The 20,117-nt window shown below is 72.7% G+C and carries 21 protein-coding genes and 1 riboswitch; of the genes, 8 read left to right on the forward strand and 13 right to left on the reverse strand.

All coding sequences use genetic code 11. The features are described 5' to 3' along the window. Window positions 1-18: 18 nt before the first annotated feature. Entirely contained in the window at window positions 19-1,341 is a 1,323-nt protein-coding gene (thrC, locus tag BOQ63_RS21530; RefSeq protein ID WP_030552601.1) for a threonine synthase, read from the reverse strand. Between the two features lie 16 nt (window positions 1,342-1,357). After that, window positions 1,358-1,493: riboswitch (SAM riboswitch) on the reverse strand. Between the two features lie 143 nt (window positions 1,494-1,636). Between thrC and BOQ63_RS21535 the strand changes: the two genes are divergently transcribed. Both BOQ63_RS21535 and BOQ63_RS21540 read left to right on the forward strand, forming a co-directional pair. Then, the gene (locus tag BOQ63_RS21535; protein ID WP_030289662.1) at window positions 1,637-2,665 is read left to right on the forward strand and encodes a glucosyl-3-phosphoglycerate synthase; all 1,029 of its coding nucleotides are present in this window, start codon (window positions 1,637-1,639) and stop codon (window positions 2,663-2,665) included. A gap of 47 nt (window positions 2,666-2,712) precedes the next feature. Next, window positions 2,713-4,179, forward strand: coding sequence for an alpha,alpha-trehalose-phosphate synthase (UDP-forming) (locus BOQ63_RS21540; protein WP_030289661.1), 1,467 nt, complete (start codon window positions 2,713-2,715; stop codon window positions 4,177-4,179). Here the strand turns inward: BOQ63_RS21540 and otsB are convergent. Beyond that, entirely contained in the window at window positions 4,166-5,005 is an 840-nt protein-coding gene (gene otsB, locus BOQ63_RS21545) for a trehalose-phosphatase (protein WP_030597698.1), read from the reverse strand. The genes BOQ63_RS21540 and otsB overlap by 14 nt on opposite strands. Before the next feature lie 109 nt (window positions 5,006-5,114). Further along, window positions 5,115-5,342, reverse strand: coding sequence for a DUF3263 domain-containing protein (locus BOQ63_RS21550; protein WP_030291202.1), 228 nt, complete (start codon window positions 5,340-5,342; stop codon window positions 5,115-5,117). A 111-nt stretch (window positions 5,343-5,453) separates the two neighbouring features. Here BOQ63_RS21550 and BOQ63_RS21555 point away from each other — a divergent pair, with 111 nt between their 5' ends. Continuing rightward, the gene (locus BOQ63_RS21555) at window positions 5,454-5,798 is read left to right on the forward strand and encodes a cupin domain-containing protein (RefSeq protein ID WP_030291200.1); all 345 of its coding nucleotides are present in this window, start codon (window positions 5,454-5,456) and stop codon (window positions 5,796-5,798) included. Window positions 5,799-5,817: 19 nt separating this feature from the next. Here BOQ63_RS21555 and BOQ63_RS21560 read toward each other — a convergent pair whose 3' ends face one another. Beyond that, entirely contained in the window at window positions 5,818-7,071 is a 1,254-nt protein-coding gene (locus tag BOQ63_RS21560) for an extracellular solute-binding protein (RefSeq protein WP_223885999.1), read from the reverse strand. Window positions 7,072-7,402: 331 nt separating this feature from the next. Between BOQ63_RS21560 and BOQ63_RS21565 the strand changes: the two genes are divergently transcribed. Together BOQ63_RS21565 and nagA are read left to right on the forward strand one after the other, a co-directional pair. Beyond that, on the forward strand, window positions 7,403-8,350 hold the full coding sequence (locus BOQ63_RS21565) for an ROK family protein (protein ID WP_150476037.1): 948 nt from the start codon (window positions 7,403-7,405) through the stop codon (window positions 8,348-8,350). Next, window positions 8,347-9,531 carry an N-acetylglucosamine-6-phosphate deacetylase gene (gene nagA / locus BOQ63_RS21570; RefSeq protein WP_072654813.1) on the forward strand — a complete coding sequence of 395 codons (1,185 nt, stop codon included), beginning with the start codon at window positions 8,347-8,349 and terminating at the stop codon, window positions 9,529-9,531. The genes BOQ63_RS21565 and nagA overlap by 4 nt, the downstream gene beginning before the upstream one ends. Before the next feature lie 83 nt (window positions 9,532-9,614). On the opposite strand, the gene BOQ63_RS21575 is transcribed toward nagA, so the two are convergent. Next, a complete protein-coding gene (locus BOQ63_RS21575; protein ID WP_141763747.1) occupies window positions 9,615-10,607 on the reverse strand; it encodes a hypothetical protein in 993 nt (330 codons plus the stop codon). A gap of 189 nt (window positions 10,608-10,796) precedes the next feature. Beyond that, entirely contained in the window at window positions 10,797-12,584 is a 1,788-nt protein-coding gene (locus tag BOQ63_RS21580; RefSeq protein ID WP_030291194.1) for a GGDEF domain-containing protein, read from the reverse strand. A 367-nt stretch (window positions 12,585-12,951) separates the two neighbouring features. Between BOQ63_RS21580 and BOQ63_RS21585 the strand changes: the two genes are divergently transcribed. Next, window positions 12,952-13,479, forward strand: a complete 528-nt coding sequence (locus BOQ63_RS21585) for a flavin reductase family protein (RefSeq protein WP_223886000.1) — start codon at window positions 12,952-12,954, stop codon at window positions 13,477-13,479. Window positions 13,480-13,517: 38 nt separating this feature from the next. Here BOQ63_RS21585 and arfB read toward each other — a convergent pair whose 3' ends face one another. Beyond that, window positions 13,518-13,949: an alternative ribosome rescue aminoacyl-tRNA hydrolase ArfB gene (gene arfB / locus BOQ63_RS21590; RefSeq protein ID WP_030291192.1), complete on the reverse strand. Its 432-nt coding sequence runs from the start codon at window positions 13,947-13,949 to the stop codon at window positions 13,518-13,520. Between the two features lie 102 nt (window positions 13,950-14,051). Here arfB and BOQ63_RS21595 point away from each other — a divergent pair, with 102 nt between their 5' ends. Together BOQ63_RS21595 and BOQ63_RS21600 are read left to right on the forward strand one after the other, a co-directional pair. Beyond that, window positions 14,052-14,549 carry a hypothetical protein gene (locus BOQ63_RS21595; RefSeq protein WP_370863268.1) on the forward strand — a complete coding sequence of 166 codons (498 nt, stop codon included), beginning with the start codon at window positions 14,052-14,054 and terminating at the stop codon, window positions 14,547-14,549. A 146-nt stretch (window positions 14,550-14,695) separates the two neighbouring features. Further along, window positions 14,696-15,271 (forward strand): TerD family protein, encoded by a 576-nt coding sequence (locus tag BOQ63_RS21600; protein ID WP_030288937.1) that lies wholly within the window; start codon window positions 14,696-14,698, stop codon window positions 15,269-15,271. Between the two features lie 89 nt (window positions 15,272-15,360). On the opposite strand, the gene BOQ63_RS21605 is transcribed toward BOQ63_RS21600, so the two are convergent. The 6 genes from BOQ63_RS21605 to folP form a co-directional block, all read right to left on the reverse strand. Then, window positions 15,361-16,605, reverse strand: a complete 1,245-nt coding sequence (locus BOQ63_RS21605) for a hypothetical protein (RefSeq protein WP_030288938.1) — start codon at window positions 16,603-16,605, stop codon at window positions 15,361-15,363. 195 nt (window positions 16,606-16,800) lie between these two features. Next, window positions 16,801-17,289 (reverse strand): DUF3180 domain-containing protein, encoded by a 489-nt coding sequence (locus tag BOQ63_RS21610; RefSeq protein WP_030288939.1) that lies wholly within the window; start codon window positions 17,287-17,289, stop codon window positions 16,801-16,803. A gap of 185 nt (window positions 17,290-17,474) precedes the next feature. After that, window positions 17,475-18,074, reverse strand: a complete 600-nt coding sequence (gene folK, locus BOQ63_RS21615; RefSeq protein ID WP_030555374.1) for a 2-amino-4-hydroxy-6-hydroxymethyldihydropteridine diphosphokinase — start codon at window positions 18,072-18,074, stop codon at window positions 17,475-17,477. A gap of 43 nt (window positions 18,075-18,117) precedes the next feature. Then, window positions 18,118-18,477 carry a dihydroneopterin aldolase gene (gene folB, locus BOQ63_RS21620; RefSeq protein WP_030288941.1) on the reverse strand — a complete coding sequence of 120 codons (360 nt, stop codon included), beginning with the start codon at window positions 18,475-18,477 and terminating at the stop codon, window positions 18,118-18,120. A gap of 248 nt (window positions 18,478-18,725) precedes the next feature. After that, entirely contained in the window at window positions 18,726-19,223 is a 498-nt protein-coding gene (locus BOQ63_RS21625; protein ID WP_223886001.1) for a nuclear transport factor 2 family protein, read from the reverse strand. Between the two features lie 10 nt (window positions 19,224-19,233). Then, window positions 19,234-20,106: a dihydropteroate synthase gene (gene folP, locus BOQ63_RS21630; RefSeq protein WP_030288945.1), complete on the reverse strand. Its 873-nt coding sequence runs from the start codon at window positions 20,104-20,106 to the stop codon at window positions 19,234-19,236. Between the last annotated feature and the right edge of the window lie 11 nt (window positions 20,107-20,117).

Raw genomic sequence — 20,117 nt, forward strand, 5'->3', positions numbered from 1 at the left:
TAGCGGGGGTGGGGCGGTTCAGGCGGACGCGAGGCCGGCGGCGCGGAAGGAGTCCAGCGTCGGGCGGATGACGGTGGTCATCCCGGCCTCGGAGACGGCGTCCAGCGTCTTCAGGCCGTCGCCGGTGTTGATCGCGACGGTCTCCTTGGCCGGGTCCAGCTGACCGGTCTCGACCAGCTTCTTCAGCACGCCGACGGTCACCCCGCCCGCGGTCTCGGCGAAGATGCCCTCGGTCCGGGCCAGCAGCCGGATCGCCGCCACGACCTCCGCGTCCGTCACGTCCTCGACCGCGCCGCCCGTCCGGCGGGCGATGTCCAGCACGTACGGGCCGTCCGCCGGGTTGCCGATCGCCAGGGACTTGGCGATGGTGTCCGGCTTCACCGGCCTGATCACGTCCCGGCCGGCCTTGAACGCGGCCGACACCGGCGAGCAGCCCTCCGCCTGGGCGCCGAAGATCCGGTACGGCCGGTCCTCCACCAGACCCAGCTCGATCAGCTCCCGCAGCCCCTTGTCGATCTTCGTCAGTTGCGAGCCCGAGGCGATCGGGATGACGATCTGCTCCGGCAGCCGCCAGCCCAGCTGCTCGCAGATCTCGTACGCCAGCGTCTTGGAACCCTCGCCGTAGTACGGCCGCAGGTTGACGTTGACGAAGCCCCAGCCCTCGCCGGCCGGGTCCCCGATCAGCTCCGAGCAGAACCGGTTCACGTCGTCGTAGTTGCCTTCGATGCCCACCAGCTCGCCGCCGTACACCCCGGCCATCACGACCTTGCCCTGCTCCAGGTCGTGCGGGATGAAGACGCACGAACGGAACCCGGCCCGGGCCGCCGCCGCACCCACCGCACCGGCCAGGTTGCCGGTCGAGGAGCAGGACAGCGTGGTGTAGCCGAACGCCCGGGCCGCCTCGATCGCACAGGCCACCACCCGGTCCTTGAACGAGTGGGTCGGGTTGCCGGAGTCGTCCTTCACGTGCAGCTGCGCGGTGAACCCCAGCTCCCGGCCCAGGTTGTCCGCCTTTACCAGCGGGGTCCAGCCGGGGTTCAGGTTGGGCTTCGAAGCCACGTCGGCCGGCACCGGCAGCAGCGGCGCGTAGCGCCAGATGGACGCGGGGCCGGACTCGATCCGCTTGCGCAGCTCCTCGGCGCCCTCGCTGCCGAACTCGTACGCGATCTCCAGCGGCCCGAAGCACTCCAGGCAGGCGAAGCTGGGGCCGAGCGGGAAGCGGGTGCCGCACTCCCGACAGGACAGCGCGGCGGCGGGGCCGAGGTCGACGGGCGGGAGTCCCCCCGGCCGAAGGCCGGCGGAGGGTGCGGCGCCAGAAGCAGTCGACACAGTGATAGCCATGATGGCGAGGCCTCTCTCCTCATCTTCCCCGTGGCGCGGTCGCGCCACGGGCCGGAATTGGCACCTGTCCCGCCGGGGCCTGTCGACGACAGCCGGGCGAGAAGGTTGCCGGGACGTCAACGGGCCGTTCCCTCAGTCCCTCTGGATGAGCATGTGAAGTTGTGGTTCAGCGGCGACCCCGGCGTGCAAAGGTCCAACCGCTGTACGAAGACTGTATCCGAAGGCGTCCGTCCCGAAAGGGTCCGTCCGCCAAGCGAGATGGCCCGTTCCACCCAGCCCGCCGAGGAGAGTCACCGTGCCCGCCGAACCGACCCCCGCACTCCTCCCGCAGGCGGCGTCCTGGCTCCGCCGCCGTTCGTGGAGCGCGGCCGACCGGCCGGTGCACACCCTGCTGGAGGCCAAACGGCGCACCGGCCGCACCATCAGCGTCGTCCTCCCCGCGCTCGACGAGGAGGCCACCGTCGGCGACATCGTCCGCACCGTCCGCCGCGAGTTGATCGAGCGGATCCCCCTCGTCGACGAACTCGTCGTGGTCGACTCCGGCTCCACCGACGACACCGCCGCCGTCGCCGCCGCCGCCGGCGCCCGGGTGGAGCACCGCGACGCGATCCTCCCCCGGCTGCCCGCCGTCCCCGGCAAGGGCGAGGTGCTCTGGCGCTCCCTGCTGGTCACCCACGGCGACATCGTCTGCTTCGTCGACGCCGACCTGCGCGAGTTCGACCCGGCCTTCGTGACCGGCATCATCGGCCCGCTGCTGACCGACGAGGAGCTCCAGCTGGTCAAGGCCATGTACGACCGCCCCCTGGAAGTGACGACGATCGGCTCCGCCACGGGGGAATCCGCCGCGATCGTCCCCACCGGCGGCGGCCGGGTCACCGAACTCGTCGCGCGCCCGCTGCTCAACCTCCACTGGCCGGAACTCGCCGGTTTCGTCCAGCCACTCGGCGGCGAGTACGCGGCCCGCCGCTCACTGCTCGAACGACTGCCCTTCCCCACCGGCTACGGCGTCGAACTCGGCCTCCTGGTCGACGCACTGGAACTGGCCGGACTGGACGCCCTCGCCCAGGTCGACGTCGGCGTCCGCCACCACCGCCACCAGGACGGCCAGGCCCTCGGCCGGATGGCCGCCACCATCTACCGCACCGCCCTGGAACGCCTCGACCGCACCCACCGCCTCAAGGCCTCCGCCGACCTGGTCCACCCCCACCTCACCCAGTTCACCCGCGACCCGGAGACCCGCTCCTTCACCGCCCACACCCACCCGGTGACGGCCCTGGAGCGCCCCCCGATGCACACCGTCCCCGAATACGCCGCCCGACACTGAGGGGCCCACGGGGTTTGCCACCCCGAACCCGAGGCAACATCCCAACCATGGGCGATCTCACGACCGAACGTTCGAGTGCCACCGGCACCGCCCCCGTCCTGGTGGCCTCCAACCGGGGACCGGTGTCGTTCAGCACCGCCGACGACGGCACGCTGACCCTTCGCCGAGGCGGCGGAGGCCTGGTCTCCGGCCTCTCCGCGATCGACGACCCCCACGCCGTCTGGGTCTGCGCCGCCCTCGGCGACGCCGACCGCCGAGCCGCGAGAGAAGCCCCCGACGGCCGCCTCGACCTCGCCGGGCACGAGGTCGGCGGCCAGGCCGTACGGATGCTGGACATCGACCCGCAGACCTTCGCCCACGCCTACAACGGCGTCGCCAACTCCACCCTGTGGTTCGTCCACCACCTGCTCTACGCGACCCCCACCTCGCCGTCCTTCGACGGCGACTTCCGCACCGAATGGGCCGCCTACCAGGCGTACAACGGCGCCTTCGCGGACGCCCTCGCCGCCGAAGCCGCCCCGAACGCCGCGGTCCTGGTCCAGGACTACCACCTCTCCCTCGTCCCGGCCCTGCTCCGCGAGGCCCGCCCCGACCTGCGGATCGGCCACTTCTCCCACACCCCGTGGGCCCCGCCCGAGTACTACCGACTGCTCCCCGACGACGTCGCCCGCGCCGTGCTCACCGGCATCCTCGGCGCCGACCGGGCCGGCTTCCTCACCGAACGCTGGGCCCGCGCCTTCGCCGCCTGCTGCGAGGACCTCCTCGGCGCGGCCGTCGACCACGAGCAGCTCACCGTCACCCACGACGGCCGCACCACCCGCCTGGGCGTCCACGCCCTCGGCGCCGACGCCGACTTCCTCCGCGAACGCGCCCACCGCCCCGACGTCGACGAACGCCTCGCCGCCCTCCGCACCGCCGTCGGCGACCGCCGCACCGTCGTCCGGGTCGACCGCACCGAGCTGAGCAAGAACATCGTCCGCGGCCTCCAGGCCTACCGGCACCTGCTCCGCACCCGCCCCGAGTGGCACGACCGGGTGGTGCACATCGCCTTCGCCTACCCCTCCCGCACCGACCTCGCCGAGTACCGCGACTACACCGCCGCGGTCCGACGCCTGGCCGAGGAGATCAACGCCGAGTTCGCCACCGCCACCTGGCAACCCCTGATCCTGCACGTCAACGACGACTTCCCACGCTCCCTGGCCGCCTACCGCATGGCCGACGTGGCACTCGTCAACCCGATCCGGGACGGCATGAACCTGGTCGCCAAGGAGGTCCCCGTGGTCTCCGACCACGGCTGCGCCCTCGTCCTCTCCCGCGAGGCCGGCGCCCACGCCGAACTGGGGGACGACGCCCTCACCGTCAACCCCTACGACGTCATCGCCACCGCCGAAGCCCTGCACACCGGCCTCGCCATGAGCCCGGAGGAACGCGCCGACCGCACCAAGCGCCTCGCCGCCGCGGCCACCGCGCTCCCCCCGCAGCAGTGGTTCCTCGACCAGCTCAACGCCCTCTGACCGCCTCCCCCAGGGCGCCCAACAGCTCCACCACACCCTCGGGCCCGCCGACCACCAGATCCGCCCGGTCGGCCAGCTCGCGCACCGGCGCGTCCCCCACCGCCCCGGCACACACCAGCAGCCCGGCCAGCCCCTGCCCGCGCAGCTTCTCCACCGCGGCGAAGGCCGCCACGTCCCCCAGGTCGTCCCCCGCGTACAGCACCGACCGCGCCCCACGCTCCCGCAGGAACCCGGTCAGCGCCGCCCCCTTGTCCACCCCCGGCGGCCGCAGCTCCAGCACCAGCCGCCCGGGCTCCACCACCAACCCGTACTCGGCGGCCAGTTCCTCCACCGGCGCCCGCAAGAGCTCCAACGCCTCCTCCGGCGCCTCCGTCCGCCGGGTGTGCACCGCCACCGAGCGCCCCTTGTCCTCCACCCACGTCCCCTCGGGCGCCCCCACCCGCTCCAACACCTCCGGCAACGCCACCCGCACCCCCGCCACCCCCGGATGCACCTCCGGCGCCGTCACCACACCCCCCTCCCACCGCTCGGCCCCGTAGTGCCCCAGCACCACCAGCCCCGGGACCCCCTCGAACCCCCCGAACTCCGCCGCCACCCCCGCCGGCCGCCCCGTCACCACCACCACGGCCCCCACCACCGAGGCCAGTCCCCGCAACACCCCCACCACTCCCGGATGCGCCCGCGCCGCCCCCGGGTCCGCCACGATCGGCGCCAACGTCCCATCGAAGTCGAGCGCGACCACCGCCTCCCCCGGCCCCGCCAGAATCGCCCTCAACCCATCCCGCCCGGCAGCAGTGGCCGGCACGTACATCTCCTCAAAATCCATACCCACCCCCTTACCCCCATCCCCCGGCACTCCCACGTGGACGGCAGCCCTTCGCTCAGGACGCACCCCCGCCCGACCCCCACCCCCCGGACAACGACCCAGACCCCCGTCAACGAGCCGCCCGCCGCCCCTCCCGAACCCGCCTCAACCGGTTCACCAGCACCGGGGCAAAAGCCAAAGCCTCCTCCCGGTCCAACAACCCGTTCAGCACCTGGTAGTACCGAGTGGAGGAGAGCCCCAACTCCTCCCGGATGGCCCGCTCCTTGGCCCCCGCCGTCCGCCACTGCCGCCCCTCCAGCGCCAGCACCGCCCGGTCCCGCTCACTCAGCTCGCCCACCGAAAACACCTCCGCGCATCCCCCACGGACCTACGGAGTGTCATTCTCCCGCCGAACCCCGACACACCCTGCGCCCCGCACACCCGCCCCCGCCGCACTACGGTCGGCCCCATGACGAGCTTCACCACCCACATCCCCACCGCCGACCTCACCCCCGAGCCCCTCGACCCGTCACAGATCGTCTCCGGCACCCCCGAGGTCACCGGGAAGGTCCTCACCGAGTCTCCGGACGGCCGCCAGCTGCGCGGCATCTGGCAGATCACCCCGGGCGTGGTCACCGACGTGGAGGCCGACGAGATGTTCGTGGTGCTGAGCGGCCGGGCCACCATCGAGATCGAAGGCGGCCCGACCCTGATCGTCGGCCCCGGCGACTGCGCCGTGCTGCGCGAGGGCGACCGCACCACCTGGACGGTCCACGAGACCCTCCGCAAGGCCTACGCGATCACCCTCCCCTGACCGAGGCCGGTCCGGGTCCCTACTGCTTCCGGACCCGGGCCGCTTCCTTCATCGCCGCGTCCTGCAGCCCCCCGAGCACCTGCTTCGGGTCCCCGGTCACCGCCTGCCCGATCCCCGCCTTGATCCGGTTGCTGACCTCGCCCCAGACGGGATCCCCGAACGGGTAGAAGCTCGCGTTGGTCAGCCCGACCGCGAACTGCTTGAGGTCCGCGTGCTTGGGGTCCGAGGACATCTGGTTGAAGGCGTCCTGGGTGACCGGCAGCAGGTTGTACTGCTCGTCGAACTTCAGCTGGTAGTCCTTGGTGTAGACGAAGGACAGGAACTTCTTGATCTCGTTCTTGTGCCCGTTGGCCTTGAACGCCATCATCCAGTCGGCGACCCCGAGGCTCCCGGTCCGCCCGACGCCGTCCTTCTTCGGGATCGCCGCCGTCCCGAACTCGATGTTCGCGGCGGACGCCATCCGCAGCAGCGTCGGGTGCCCGTTGAGCATCGCGACCTTCCCGGCCGTGAAGTCCTGGAACGCCGGCGTGCGGTTCATCTTGCCGGGGTCCGGGTAAGTCAGCCCGGTGCTCACCAGGTTGTTCTTCAGCCAGCTGAACGTCGCCTGGTTCTGGTCGCTGTCGATGGTGTAGTTGCCGACGTCGTCGGAGAGGCTCCCGCCGCCGCTCAGCGTCCACAGCATCGACTCGGCCGGCGCCTCCTCGGGCCCCAGCGGCAGCCCGTACGGGGTCACTCCCGGCACCTTGGCCTTGATCTTCTCGGCCGTCGCGCGCAGCTCGTTCCAGGTGGTCGGCGGCTGGGTGATCCCCGCCTGCCGGAAGATCGCCTTGTTGTAGAAGAGGACCCGCGAGGACGACACGAACGGGATCCCGTACTGGGTGCCCAACACCTGCCCGGCGTGCGAGAAGTTGTCCATGAACTTGGCCTGGGTGTCCATGGAGAGCACGTCGGCGGCCGGGTACAGCCGGTCCGCGGCGACCTGGTCCGCGAACCCGCCGGTCTGCAGCAGGTCCGGCGTCTTCCCGGCCGCGATCATGTCGTCGACCTTCTTGCCGATGTCGGTCCAGCTGTCCACCTCGACCTGGACCTTGATGCCGGGGTTGGCCGCTTCGAAGGCCTTGGAGACCTCGTCCCAGTAGTGCTTGGAGCTGGTCTCGGCGTTCTCCCCGTAGTCCGCGGCGACCAGTTTGAGCGTGACCGGCCCGCCGCCCTGTCCGCCGCACGCGCTGACCGTGGTGAGCACCAGTGCTCCGGCCAGTGCCGTTCCGAGCACACGGATGGAAACGTGGGCGCGCCTGTCCAACGCGGGTACCGCCTTCGGGGGAAATACGGCCGGATGAGGGAATCCGGCAGGGGGGAGCGCAAGACTGCCAAACCGTTCGTCCACTGGTCCACACCAATCGGACCCACCCGCCGAGTAGTTACCGAAGTGCCCCGTTTCGTTGCACGATGCGCAACACAGGGTGAACGGAAGCCCCTGCCCGCCCCCTCGACACAAAGCCCCGCACACCCCCGCAGCCGAGACAAAGCTCACCCAACATGGACCAGACCAATCCGACCACTGGACTAGACCTCTTCGCCCGGACCAAGGGAAACTGTCCTCCGTGAAGCACGTCATCGCACTCGATGTAGGCGGCACCGGCATGAAGGCCGCGCTGCTCGCCCAGGACGGCTCCGTGCTGTTCGAAGCACGCCGACCGACCGGGCGGGAGCACGGCCCTGACGCCGTCGTCGCCGCCATCCTCGACTTCGCCGCCGACCTGGCCGACGAGGGCCGCGCCCGCTTCGGCGTCGCCCCGGCGGCGGCCGGCGTGGCCGTGCCCGGCACGATCGACGAGAAGAACGGGATCGCGGTCTTCTCCGCCAACCTCGGCTGGCGCGACCTCCCGATGCGCAAGCTGCTCGGCGAGCGACTGGCCGCCCCCGGCGGTCCCGCGATGCCGGTGGCCCTCGGCCACGACGTGCGTTCCGGCGGCCTGGCCGAGGGCCGGCTCGGAGCCGGCCGGGGCGTCGGCCGCTTCCTGTTCATCGCCCTGGGCACCGGCATCGCCGGCGCCATCGGCATCGACGGCCGGATCGAGGCCGGCGCGCACGGCTACGGCGGCGAGATCGGCCACGTCGTGGTCCGCCCGGGCGGCCCGCGGTGCGGCTGCGGCGCCCGCGGCTGCCTGGAGACGCTCGCCTCGGCCTCCGCGGTCTCCCGCGCCTGGGCCGTGGCCAGCGGCGATCCCGACGCCGACGCGGCATCCTGCGCCGCCGCCGTGGACGCCGGGGACGACCGCGCCCGGACGGTCTGGCAGGAGGCGATCGACGCCCTGGCGGACGGCATCGTGCTCGCCCAGAGCCTGCTCGACCCGTCCACGGTGATCGTCGGCGGCGGGCTGGCCGAGGCCGGCGACACGCTCTTCACCCCGCTGCGCACGGCGGTCACCGAGCGCCTGACCTTCCAGATGCCCCCGAAGGTCGTACCCGCCATGCTCAAAGACACCGCCGCGTCCCTGGGAGCGGGTCTGCTCGCCTGGGACCTGCTCTCGATGGAGGTGACCGCGTGACCACCGCGGACCGTGACCGTACTGCCCTGGCCGGCGCCAGACTGGTCCTGCCCGGCGGCGTCGTCGAGGGGGACCGCCTCGCCGTCGAGGGATCCCGCATCGCAGCCATCACGAGCGGTGGGACCGAGCCGGGCGACCTCGACCTGACCGGCCACACCGTCGTACCCGGCTTCGTCGACCTGCACGTCCACGGCGGCGGCGGCGCCTCCTACGCCTCCGGCATCGCCGAGGAGGCCCTCCTCGCCGCCCGCACCCACCTCGAACACGGCACCACCACCACGATGGCCTCCACCGTCACCGGCGAGATCGACGACGTCGCCCGCCAGGCCGCCGTACTCTCCGAACTCGTCGAGGACGGCATCCTCGCCGGCGTCCACTTCGAGGGCCCCTTCATCTCCCACAACCGCTGCGGCGCCCACCGCCCCGACCTGCTGCGCGACCCCGACCCCGCCCTCGTCCGCAAGCTCGTCGACGCCGCCCGCGGCCACGCCAGGATGGTCACCCTCGCCCCCGAACTCCCCGGCGGCCTCGACTCCGTACGCATGCTCGCCGACCTCGGCGTCATCGCCGCCGTCGGCCACACCGACTCCGACTACCCCACCACCCTCGAAGCCATCGACGCCGGCGCCACCGTCGCCACCCACCTCTTCAACGCCATGCCCGGCATCGCCCACCGCGCCCCCGGCCCCATCGTCGCCCTGCTCGAGGACGAGCGCGTCACCGTCGAACTCATCAACGACGGCGTCCACCTCCACCCCTCCGTCCTCGACCTCGCCTACGGCACCGCCGGCCCCGGCCGCGTCGCCCTGATCACCGACGCCATGGGCGCCGCCGGCATGGGCGACGGCCTCTACCCCCTCGGCCCCCTCCAGGTCCGGGTCGAGAACGGCGTGGCCCGGCTGGTCGAGGGCGGCGCGATCGCCGGCTCCACCCTCACCCTGGACGTGGCCTTCAAGCGCTCGGTCACCGTCAACGGCCTGACCCTCGACCAGACCGTCGAGTCGCTCTGCACCACCCCGGCCCGGCTGCTCGGCCTCACCGACTCGGTCGGCTCCCTGGAGACCGGCAAGCTCGCCGACCTGGTCGTGGTCGACTCCACGAGTTACGACCTGGTCGCCGTCATGCACCGGGGCCGCTGGGTCCTCGGCGGCGACAGGTTCCCCATCGTCAAGTCCGCCTGAGCCGCGGGGACCGACCGAACGAAAGGCAACGGCCGCCCTCCCCCGAAGGGGCGGGCGGCCGTTCGCGTCCGCGGGACGGATCGTCAGCTGCTCGGCTCGACCGTGACCTGGTCGATCAGGACCGGGCCGGACGGCACCGTGAAGGTGACCGAGTTCGCCCCGGCCTGGAACTGCGGGAGTATCCAGGTGGTGTACCAGGACGACGCCGGGTCCTTGCCGGGGACGTAGTTCCTGAACGACAGCCCGCTCGGCCAGTCCTTGCCGTTGACCGAGGCCGCGCCCTTCACGTCCGCCCCGGCGTTGTTGTAGTGCACGGTGAGTTTGTACGTCCCTGCCGTGGCGATCTGGCCGTTCCAGGTCACCGAGCCGCCCTGCTGGAGCGTCAGGTAGCTCCCGTCGGCGGACTTGGCGCCCTTGACGCTGTTGCCCGACGGCGCGTTCTGGCCCTGCAACTGGCCGGCGTCCACGGTCGACGGCCCGTCGGTGGCGGTGGCACTCGCCGAAGGGGAGGGCGTCCCGCCGGCGGTGCTGCTCGCCGCGGTGGCGGTGGGGGACGGCGGGGCGGCGGTCGTGGTGCCGCCCTTGGCGCTCTTGTCGCCGCCGTCCGGGTCCCCGGTGGAGAGCGCGATCCCAGCACCGATCGCTATCGCCGCGACCACGGCGACCGCGCCGATCACCGCGCCCTTGCTCCGGCCGCTGCTCGGCCGCTCGTCCCCCGGCTGCGGCCGGGAGTGCTCGGCGTAGCGGGACTGCTGGGTTGGCGCGCCGTACTCGCCGTGCTGCGGCGGAACGCCCGGCTGGCCGTACGGGCCCTGCGGCGGGATTCCCTGCTGGCCGTACGGCGGCTGCACCGGACCGGGCTGGCCGTACGGCTGCTGGGCGCGCGGCGGACCGTACTGCGCCCGGCCGACCTCCATCGGCCGGCTGTACGGCGTCCGGGGAACTCCCTGCTGCGGCTCGGCCGGCTGTCCGGTGGAGCCGTCGGCCGGGCGGTAGAGGTAGCCGAACGGGTCGTCGTCCTGTGGGGCACCGCCCCCCTGGCCCTCGGGCACTCCGTTGTCGCCGGCGGTCGTCACGGTGGTCTGTTCCCCCATCCGGTGCGCGCCGCCGCGCTGCGGGCGGCGCAGATCATGGACGCTGTCGTACCGCGCACCCTACCTGCCGTACGTGACAGCGGGAAAAGAACCCTTGACAACCCGTGGGTAACCTGCGCGTCCCCGGTGTGGTCGGCACCCGACCGACCGGCCTGTGCCCGGCGGCCGCCGTCAGCCCGCGCGCCGGTGCGAGCGCTCGCCCCGCGCGCCCCGCACCGCGCCGCCCCGGGCCCGCTTCTCGTCGTACATCCGCTCGTCCGCGGTGTTCAGCACCTCCTCGATGCTCATCCCGCAGCCTGCCCAGCCGATGCCGAGGCTCACCCCGACCCGCATCGCCCGGCCGTCGATCCGCATCGGCGGGATGATCGCGTTGCGCAGCCGGTGGGCGAGGTCCTTGGCCTCCTCGCGGCCGATCCCGTCGGCCAGCACCACGAACTCGTCGCCGCCCAGCCGGGCCACCGTGTCGCCGTCCCGGACCGCCCCGCTCAGCCGCCGGGCGACCTCGACCAGCACCGAGTCGCCCGCGTTGTGCCCGAACCGGTCGTTGATCGACTTGAAGCCGTCCAGGTCGCAGAAGAGCACCGCGAGGCCCTTCTCCGCGGGCGCCGCCGGGCCGGAGCGGAACGGCCCGGACCAGGCCTCGCCGCCCTGCCCGTACTCGGCCGGGACCACGGCGTGCACGTGCTCCCCGTAGCCGGCGCCGAGCCCGGGCAGCGGGCCGCCCTCGACCGGCCCGTACCCGTGCACCTGCCCGGCGTACGGGTCCAGGCCCTCCAGCCCCTCGTACGCGGTGTGCGCGCTGTACGAGTCGGCCGGGTAGCCGTACGCCTGCGGGTAGGCCTCGCCGGACTTGGCGGCGGCGCCGACCGGCTGGGGCTCGGCGCAGAGCCGGCGGGCCAGCCGGGCCTTGAGCTCGGCGCCGTTGGGCAGGCCGGTGAGCGCGTCGTGGCTGGCCCGGTGGGCGAGCTGGAGTTCGTGGCGCTTGCGGTCCTCGATGTCCTCGACGTGGGTGAGCAGGAAGCTGGGGCCCTCGGCCGCGTCCGCCACGATGGAGTTGCGCAGGCAGACCCACTGGTAGCCGCCGTCCCGCCGGGACAGCCGCAGTTCGGCCCGGCCGCTCTCGGCGCTGGTGCGTTCCAACAGGGCGCGGTCCTCGGGGTGGACCAGGTCGGCGAAGCTCTGCTGGCGCAGCACCGCGCGGGGGCGGCCGAGCAATCGACACAGCGCGTCGTTGACCCTGGTCAGCTGGCCGCGCCCGGCGCCGTGCAGTTCGGTGATGGCCATCCCGCTGGGGGCGTACTCGAAGGCCTGCCGGAAGCTCTCCTCGCTGGCGCGCAGCGCCTGCTGCTCCTTCTCCAGCCGGGCCAGCGCGCGCTGCATCTCGGCCCGCAGCCGGGCGTTGCCGATCGCGATGGAGGCTTGCAGCGAGAACATCTCCAGTGCCTCGCGGGTCCACGCCCCGGGCCGTTTGCCGCTGCGCGGGCGGTCCACCGAGAGGACGCCGAGCAGGTCGCCGCCTGCGCTGTACATCGGGGCGAGCAGCCCGTCGGCGGGGTGCCAGTCGTTGGCGTAGACGGGCAGCGGGCCGTCCCCGATCCAGCGCGGGATGTCGCTGGCGACGGCCCAGCCGCGGTCGTACGGCAGGAAGCGCAGGGTGCCCCAGTGGTCGCTGACGCCGAGCAGCCGGTCCCAGGACTCCCGCGAGCCGACCTGGCCGAGGAGCACCGAGGGCCCGCCCATCGGGCTCTCCTCCAGCTCCCAGACGGCCGCCACCACGAGGTCGCCGTCCGGCCGCACCAGGCTGACCGCGGCGGCGTCGAAGCCGAGTCCGTGCACCGCGCCCTCGACGACGGCCTGCAGCGTGCCCGCCAGGCTGCGGGCAGCGTTGAGGTCCGCCACGACCCGGTGCAAGGTGCGGAGGGTCGCGAGACGGACGTACGGCTCCGACTCGGCTTCCATGCGGGGGCTCCCCGGCTGCTTCGGATAGTTCTTGATTGGTTATCGTCCGATTGCCAGAAGAACTGAATCACAGGGAGCACAGCGTTCGGCACGCTCGGTCAGCAATAGGGCGCCACTTGTGACTTAAATCACACGACACTAATGCACCCTTAATCAGTTCATCCGTCCCACAGCAGGACATAAAGCGCGACTCGGGACATTTCTCGTGCTCGACCGCATGGGCCGCGCGCTGAAGCCCACTGCACCCGCCGGTCCCTCCGCTTCACTCCTGGGGGTGAGCGCAGCACGACCGGAAAGGGACCACCCCGGTGGTCCTACGACCACGGCCCGATGCCGTTTCCGGCGAGCGACGACTACCGTGCGGTACGTGTACCCGTCCCCGCAGCCCGAAGCTGCCCCCCGCGCCACGCCCGACGAGTTCCGGGCAGCACTCTCCCAGCTCGCCGCCGGTGTGAGCCTGGTGACCGTCCACGACGAGGAGGACGGCGAGGACGTCGGCATGACCGCCACGTCCTTCCTCTCGGTGTCGCTGGACCCGCCACTGGTGCTGATCTCGGTCCGCGAGGACTCCCGGATGGACGAGGTGCTCTCCCGCAACGACACCTGGGCGGTCTCGGTGCTCGCCGAGGGGCAGAAGACGCTCGGCTCGCGCTTCGCCATGAAGGGGCGGCTCAGCGACCGGCTGCTGTTCGCGGAGACCCCGCACCGCCGCGGCGCCCACACCGGGGCCCCGCTGGTCGAGGGCGCGCTGGCCACCGTCGAGTGCCGCACCGAACAGCGGATACCCGCGGGCGACCACCTCCTGCTGGTCGGCCGCGTCCTGGAGGCCACCGTCCCCGCCCCCGGCGGCCGCCCGCTGCTCTACTTCCGCGGCGGCTACCGCACCCTGGGCTGAACCGGACCGGGGTGCCGGGCCCGGTCGCGGGCCTTCGGCTACTCGCCGCGCGGCGACCGCCGCCCCTGCTTCAACTCGGAGCGGTGCCGCTTGTTGTTCAGCCGCCGCTCGACCGTCCCCCGACTCGGCCTGGTCGCCCGGCGGGCCTTCGGCGGCGGCGCGCACGCCTCGCTCAGCACCGCCGCCAGCCGGGCCGCGGCCGCCTCCCGGTTGCGCCACTGCGAGCGGAACTCCGACGCCTGGACCACCAGCACCCGGCCGTCCACCAGCCGGTTCGCCAGCCGCTCCAGGGCACGCGTGCGCCACACCTCGGGCAGCGCCTTCGAGGCGGCCACGTCGTAACGCAGCTCGACCTTGGAGTCGGAGGTGTTGACGTGCTGGCCGCCGGGGCCGGAGGAACGCGAGAAGCGCCAGACGAGCTCGGCGTCGGGGACGACCACCGACCCCCGTACGCGGATGGGCTCGGACATGGGCCCATCATCCCGCGCGGCCCCCGCCCGGTCACCCGGTTATCGCCGCTCCGCCCGCCCGCCCCCGGCCCCGGTTACCCGCCCCCGCCCCGAGCCCCGACAATGGCCTACGTGATCGAGCTCGGCTACTCCCTCTCCAACCGCTTCCCCGACCCCCCGCAGACCGACTACCGCACCGCCCCCGTGCGCGCGCTGCGGTACGACCTGTTCTGCGGCGACGTCTACCTGGACGCCGAGGGCGCCGAGCTCTCCACCCGCTGGGGCTGGGTGCCCGTGCTGGACTTCGCCTGGGCGCTGTGCGACATCGTCGAGCAGCTCGACCGCGACCCGGACGGCTCCCGGGCCGCCCGGGTGCAGACCGCCGACCTCGACTTCACCCAGAACACCGAGCTGCTGCGCTTCGCCCGCCGCTTCAACTGGGTCGAGATCACCGCGACCTGGCTGCGGGACGAGCCGCCCGCCGTGGTCCGGCACAGCGAGCTGCGGCGCGAGGCCCGGGACTTCCTCCAGGACACCCTCGCCGACCTGTTCGACATGCACCCCGACCTGGCGGACAACCCGAACATCTGGACGCTGCAGGGCCGCTTCCCCCGGGTCTGACATCCGGAAACGAGCGCCCCGACCCCCACTTTGCCCGCTCTTTGCCCGGGTTTGACACCTCACGAAGAATTCACGGGATCCACGGAACCAAGCTGCCGGAGTATCGCGTTGTCCCGGAAAAAGCGAACGAAGGGACTGCAATCGCCATGCCAGTGAGCCTCTCCAAGGGTGGCAACGTCTCGCTGACCAAGGAGGCCCCCGGCCTGTCCGCGGTGAGCATCGGTCTGGGCTGGGACGTCCGCACCACGACCGGCGCCGAATTCGACCTCGACGCCAGCGCGATCGTCCTGAACGCGGACGGCAAGGTGCTGTCCAACGCGCACTTCGTGTTCTTCAACAACACCAGCACCCCGGACAACACCGTCGTGCACACCGGTGACAACCGCACCGGCGAAGGCGCGGGCGACGACGAGTCGATCAACGTCAACCTGGCCGGCCTGCCCGCCGAGGCCGCCAAGATCAGCTTCCCGGTCACCATCTACGACGGCGTCGCCCGCGGCCAGAACTTCGGCCAGGTCCGCAACGCCTACATCCGCGTGGTGAACGCGGCCGGCGGCGCCGAGATCGCCCGCTACGACCTCTCCGAGGACGCCGCCACCGAGACGGCGATGATCTTCGGCGAGCTCTACCGCAACAACGGCGAGTGGAAGTTCCGCGCCGTCGGCCAGGGCTACGCCTCCGGCCTGGCCGGCATCGCCCAGGACTTCGGCGTGCAGATCTGACGCGGCACGGCCGGGAAACGCCGCGGCGCGGGAAGTCGATCCGTCCGACTTCCCGCGCCGCGGCGTTCCGCTGCGGTGCTCAACGGTGCTCAGCGCGAGGCGCGCAGCTCCGGCAGCTCGATCAGCTCGGTCTCGTCCTCGGGCGTCAGGTCCACCACCGTCGGCCCGTCCTGCTCCGCGTCCCCGGAGCCGACCGGCTGCGCGGGCCGCACGTCCGACGTGCTCTCCCGAACGTCCAGATCCTCCCGGGCCTCCTGGGCCTCGGCCTTCGCCTTGGCGGCGAGCGCCTCGTCGCCCACCACGTCCGCCAGGTCCGCGCGCTCCCCCAGCTCGGCGATGCTGCCCACCGCCGGCGCCGGAGCGGCCGCCCGGACCGCCGAACCCGTGCCACGACCGAAGAAGCTGAAGCCCGGACCGCGGACCTGCCCGGACTGCGCCGGACGCGGCCGCTGCCGCTCCACCGGAGGAGCCGGCACGGCGGCCGGAGCGACCGGTGCCCCGCCGAGCTGGCCGACCGTCGCGGTCAGCGCCGGGCGCAGCGGCGTGGGCTGCACCGGCGTCCGGCGCGCCGGGGCACCGGCGGCCCCGGCCGGGGAGACCTCAGCGGTCGGCGCCTGCGCCGGGGTGGGTACCGAGGGCGCCACCGGAGCCGGCACGGCGACCGACTTGGGCGCCGGCACCACCGACGGAACGGGCACGGCAGTCGCAGCCGGAGCGGCTGTGACGATCCGCGACTCCCCCGCGGGCGCCCGCAGCGCGACCTCCGCACCAGCCGTACGCTCCCGCAGCGCCTCCTGCTCGGCGGCCCGCCGCTCCAGCAGCCGCAGCACGGACGCGGCGCGGACGAACGCGGCCGGGCTGGCCGGGTACTTGGGGCGGCTCGCGGCGAGCGCCCGCTGGGCCGCCTCGGCCTCCTTGAGCGCCTGCTCGGCGACGGCGACGGCCCGCTCCCGCAGTAGCCGGGCGATCTCGGTCTCGGCCTTGGCCAGCCGCGACTTCTCCGCCGTCAGCCGCCGCCCGAACCGGGTCGCCCGCTCCTCGGCGACCTCGGCCGCGTACTCGGCCTCGGCCAGCTGCTCCTCGAACCGCTCCTCGGCCCGCATCCGCTGTGCGGCGGACACCTCGGCGGCCGCCCGGGCCGCCTTGTCGCGCTGGCGCAGCAGCACCGCGAAGCCGAGGGTGGCGATCAGCGCGGCGATGCCCACCGAGCGCACCAGGATGGTGTCCTGACTGAAAAGCAGAGCGGCCAGTGCGGCGACCAGCAGTACGCCGGCGGCGGTGGGGGGAAAGACCCGGCCCAGGACGGAGGAATGACGGTGGCGTCCGCGAGACATGCCAAGAAACTAGCGTGCGAATTGGGGGCGTGTCAGCCCAGGGTCTCCTTCCGCCCTTGACAGGGCGCAGTTTTTACCGCATGTGCCCGGCTTTTCACTCAAGATCACGAAAAAAGCCCTGCTCAGCGACGTACGACGCGATCCGGAGCGATCCCGACGCGATCGGAGGTGATCCGGGGTGGTCGAGCCGGTCCGTCAGTGGTGCGAGGCGGCCGGGCCGCTCGGGTCGTCGTGGTTCTCCGGCAGCTTGCACACGTGCTGCACCCAGAGCGCCGCCGCGATCACCGCCGCCCCCGCCAGCACCGAGAGCCCCGCGGTGACCGCCTGGTCCTTGCGGGCCGGCACGTCCAGCTCGCCGAGCAGGTAGATCCCGGCCCCGGCGTAGATGCCGGTGACCACCGAGGAGACCAGCGCGCTGGCCTGTCCGAGCACCACCGCCCGGGCCGCCAGCAGCGGGTCGACCCGCTTCGCGCCGGGCTGCCGCTCGCGCACCGCCTTCAGCCGGGACCGCAGCGAGATCGCGGTCGCCAGCAGGATCACCGCCACCGCCGCCAGCACCACCGGCGCCGCGGCGGGCACGGCCGGCAGCGTGTCCAGGGAGGCCCAGAGCTTGGAGCCGGCCCAGGACAGCGCCGTCGTCGCGGCGGTGATGCCGATCAGCAGGCGGAGGCGAAGCAGCTTCACGCGGAGGGGGTCCTTCCCGAGGTCCAGAGCCGACCGCCCGCCCGGTGGCCCGGAACGGCGGCGTCAGGCCACCGTACCGGGACCGGACGGGCGGGCATCTACTCGTACGGCCGGGGCCCCCGGCCGAGTTCCCCGACCGGTCGGCCGGCCCGGCCGCGCGCCGACCTTCCGGCGCCGCTCCGGCGCTACTCCGGCAGCGTCAGCCGGATGTCGTCGCGCCGCTTCACGCCCTGCGCGTCCGGGCCACCGAGCGCCGCCAGCAGCGCGGCGACCTGCCCGTGCCCGGGCACCTCGGCCTCGGGCTGGGCGTCCAGCCACGGGGCCAGCACGAAGGCCCGCTCGTGCGAACGCGGGTGCGGCAGCAGCAGCTGCGGGTCCTCGCTGAGCACGCCCTCGTAGGTCAGGATGTCGACGTCCAGGGTGCGCGCACCCCAGCGGACCTCCCGGACCCGCCCGAAGGCGTCCTCGATCGCGTTGCCGCGCTCCAGCAGGTCCCGCGGGGGCAGCGAGGTGCGCAGCACCACGACCGCGTTGTAGTAGTTGGGCTGTTCCTCCGGGCCGCCGACGGCCTCGGTCTCGTAGACCGCCGAGACGGCCTTGATCTTCAGCCCGGGGGTGTCGGCGAGCGCGTCGACGGCACCCTGCAGGGTGTCCAGCCGGTTACCCAGGTTGCTCCCGAGCGCGATCACCGCACACCGCTGGCTGTGCAGCGTGGTGTCGGCGGAATCCACCCGGCTCTCCAGGTCGAACGCGTTCGGCTCGGCGATCGGGTCACTGCTGTTCATCGAAGAAGTCCCTCTGCATCGGAAACCAGGCGCGCGGTGGGGGTCATGCGCGGCCCCGGTGGATGGTCACGGTCACGTCATCGAACGGCACGGTGATCGGGGCGTCCGGCTTGTGCACGGTGACCTCGACCTCCTCGACCGCGTCGTGCTTGAGGCACTGGTCGGCGATCCGCTGCGCCAGGGTCTCGATCAGGTCGACCGGTTCCCCGGCGATGATCGCGGTGACCTCCTCGGCCACGATGCCGTAGTGCGCCGTGCGGGTGAGGTCGTCTCCGGACGCGGCGGGGCGGGTGTCCAGGTACAGCACGAGATCGACCACGAAGGTCTGGCCCTCGACGCGCTCGCGCTCGAAGACGCCGTGGTGACCCCGGGCTCGCAGCCCCCGCAGGGTGACGCGGTCCAGCAAACGAATCACTGCTCCCAGTCGGACGGGCCCCGCCCGGAGGAAGAACACGGACGGACAGGGCGAAGGCGGGCAGCACGCCCGCCACTCCGTTTCGAATCTACCTGTGAGCGCGGACAACGCCTGACCGTCCTACCCGGCACGAACCGTCGCCACGCGCGCCGGAATGGCGATTGACGTGAACGTTCGGTGACCACTCGGAAATTCCCCGGCGACCCTCCGGCAGACATTTCCCGCAGCCCCCGGAATCAGTCCTCGTCGTCCTCGTCGCCGCTGGTCAGAACAGGTGAACCGTGGTGCGACCAGAGCTTCCACCCGGCCGGGGTACGACGGAACAGATTGCTCGACACGACCTTTCCGCCGACCAGCGGTCCGAGTTCCCCCTCCTCCTCCGCCTCTCCGCCGGAGAGGATGTTCTCGGTGCACGTGACAAGGGCCACATCGCCGTGGACCTCGGCCTCGACATCGGTCAGGAAGAACTGGATGTACTCCGTGTTCATCATGATCAGCATGTACGAGCGGGTCACCTGTGCCCGCCCGCGCAGCACCGGCCAGCCGGGGTGCACACAGACCACGCCGCCCTTGTCGTCGGCGTGGTCGGGCCCCAGCCAGGCCTCCTCGACGGCCTCGACGTCCCCCCGCTCCAGCGCTTCGTAGAACGCCCGGTTCGCCGCGAGCACCGCCTCCAGGTCCGCCTCCCGGGCCCTTCCGGCCGTCCCGCCGCTCAACCTGCCGTCACCCGTCACAGACCCTCCCTCATCCCAGCCGCGCCGCGCGCTGCCAGGCCGCGACCACTCGGACGGCGTCCGCCGTACCGGACACGTCGTGCACCCGTACCGCCCAGGCTCCGGCCTGGGCCGAGAGCACCGAGACCGCGGCGGTCGCGTCGTCCCGCCGGCGGGCCGGGCGCAGTTCCCCGGTTTCCGGGTCGGCGAGCAGCGTACCCAGGAACCGCTTGCGCGAAGCCGCGACGAGGACGGGACGGCCGAGCGCGGTGAGCGCGTCCAGCCGGCCGAGCAGCGCCCAGTTGTGCTCGGCGGTCTTGGCGAAGCCGAGCCCCGGGTCGAGGACCAGCTGGTCCTCCTTGACCCCGGCGGCGAGCAGCGCCTCCATCCGCCCGGTCAGCTCGGCGACCACGTCCCGTACGACGTCCTGGTAGACGGCCAGCCTGTCCATGTCGGCGGACTGCCCGCGCCAGTGCATGACCACGAACGGCGCACCGGTCTCGGCGACCACCCGGGCCATCGCCGGGTCGGCGAGGCCGCCGGAGACGTCGTTGACGATCGCGGCGCCGGCCTCGACGGCCCGCTCGGCTACCGAGGCCCGCATGGTGTCGACGGACACCACCACCCCGGCGGCGGCCAGCTCGCGGACCACCGGCAGCACCCGGCGCAGCTCCTCCTCCTCGGGCACCCGCTGGGTCCCGGGCCGGGTGGACTCGCCGCCGACGTCCACCAGGTCCGCGCCGCGCGCCCGCAGGGCCAGCCCGTGGGCGATCGCCTTGGCGGGGTCGAACCACAGCCCGCCGTCCGAGAAGGAGTCGGGCGTGACGTTGACCACGCCCATCACGGCGCAGCGGTCGAGCCGCGGCAGTCCGGCCGGCGGATCGAAGGACGGCGAATCGCTCATGTGCCCATTAT

The organism is Streptomyces viridifaciens, from assembly GCF_001888885.2.
Taxonomy (GTDB): Bacteria; Actinomycetota; Actinomycetes; order Streptomycetales; family Streptomycetaceae; genus Kitasatospora; species Kitasatospora aureofaciens.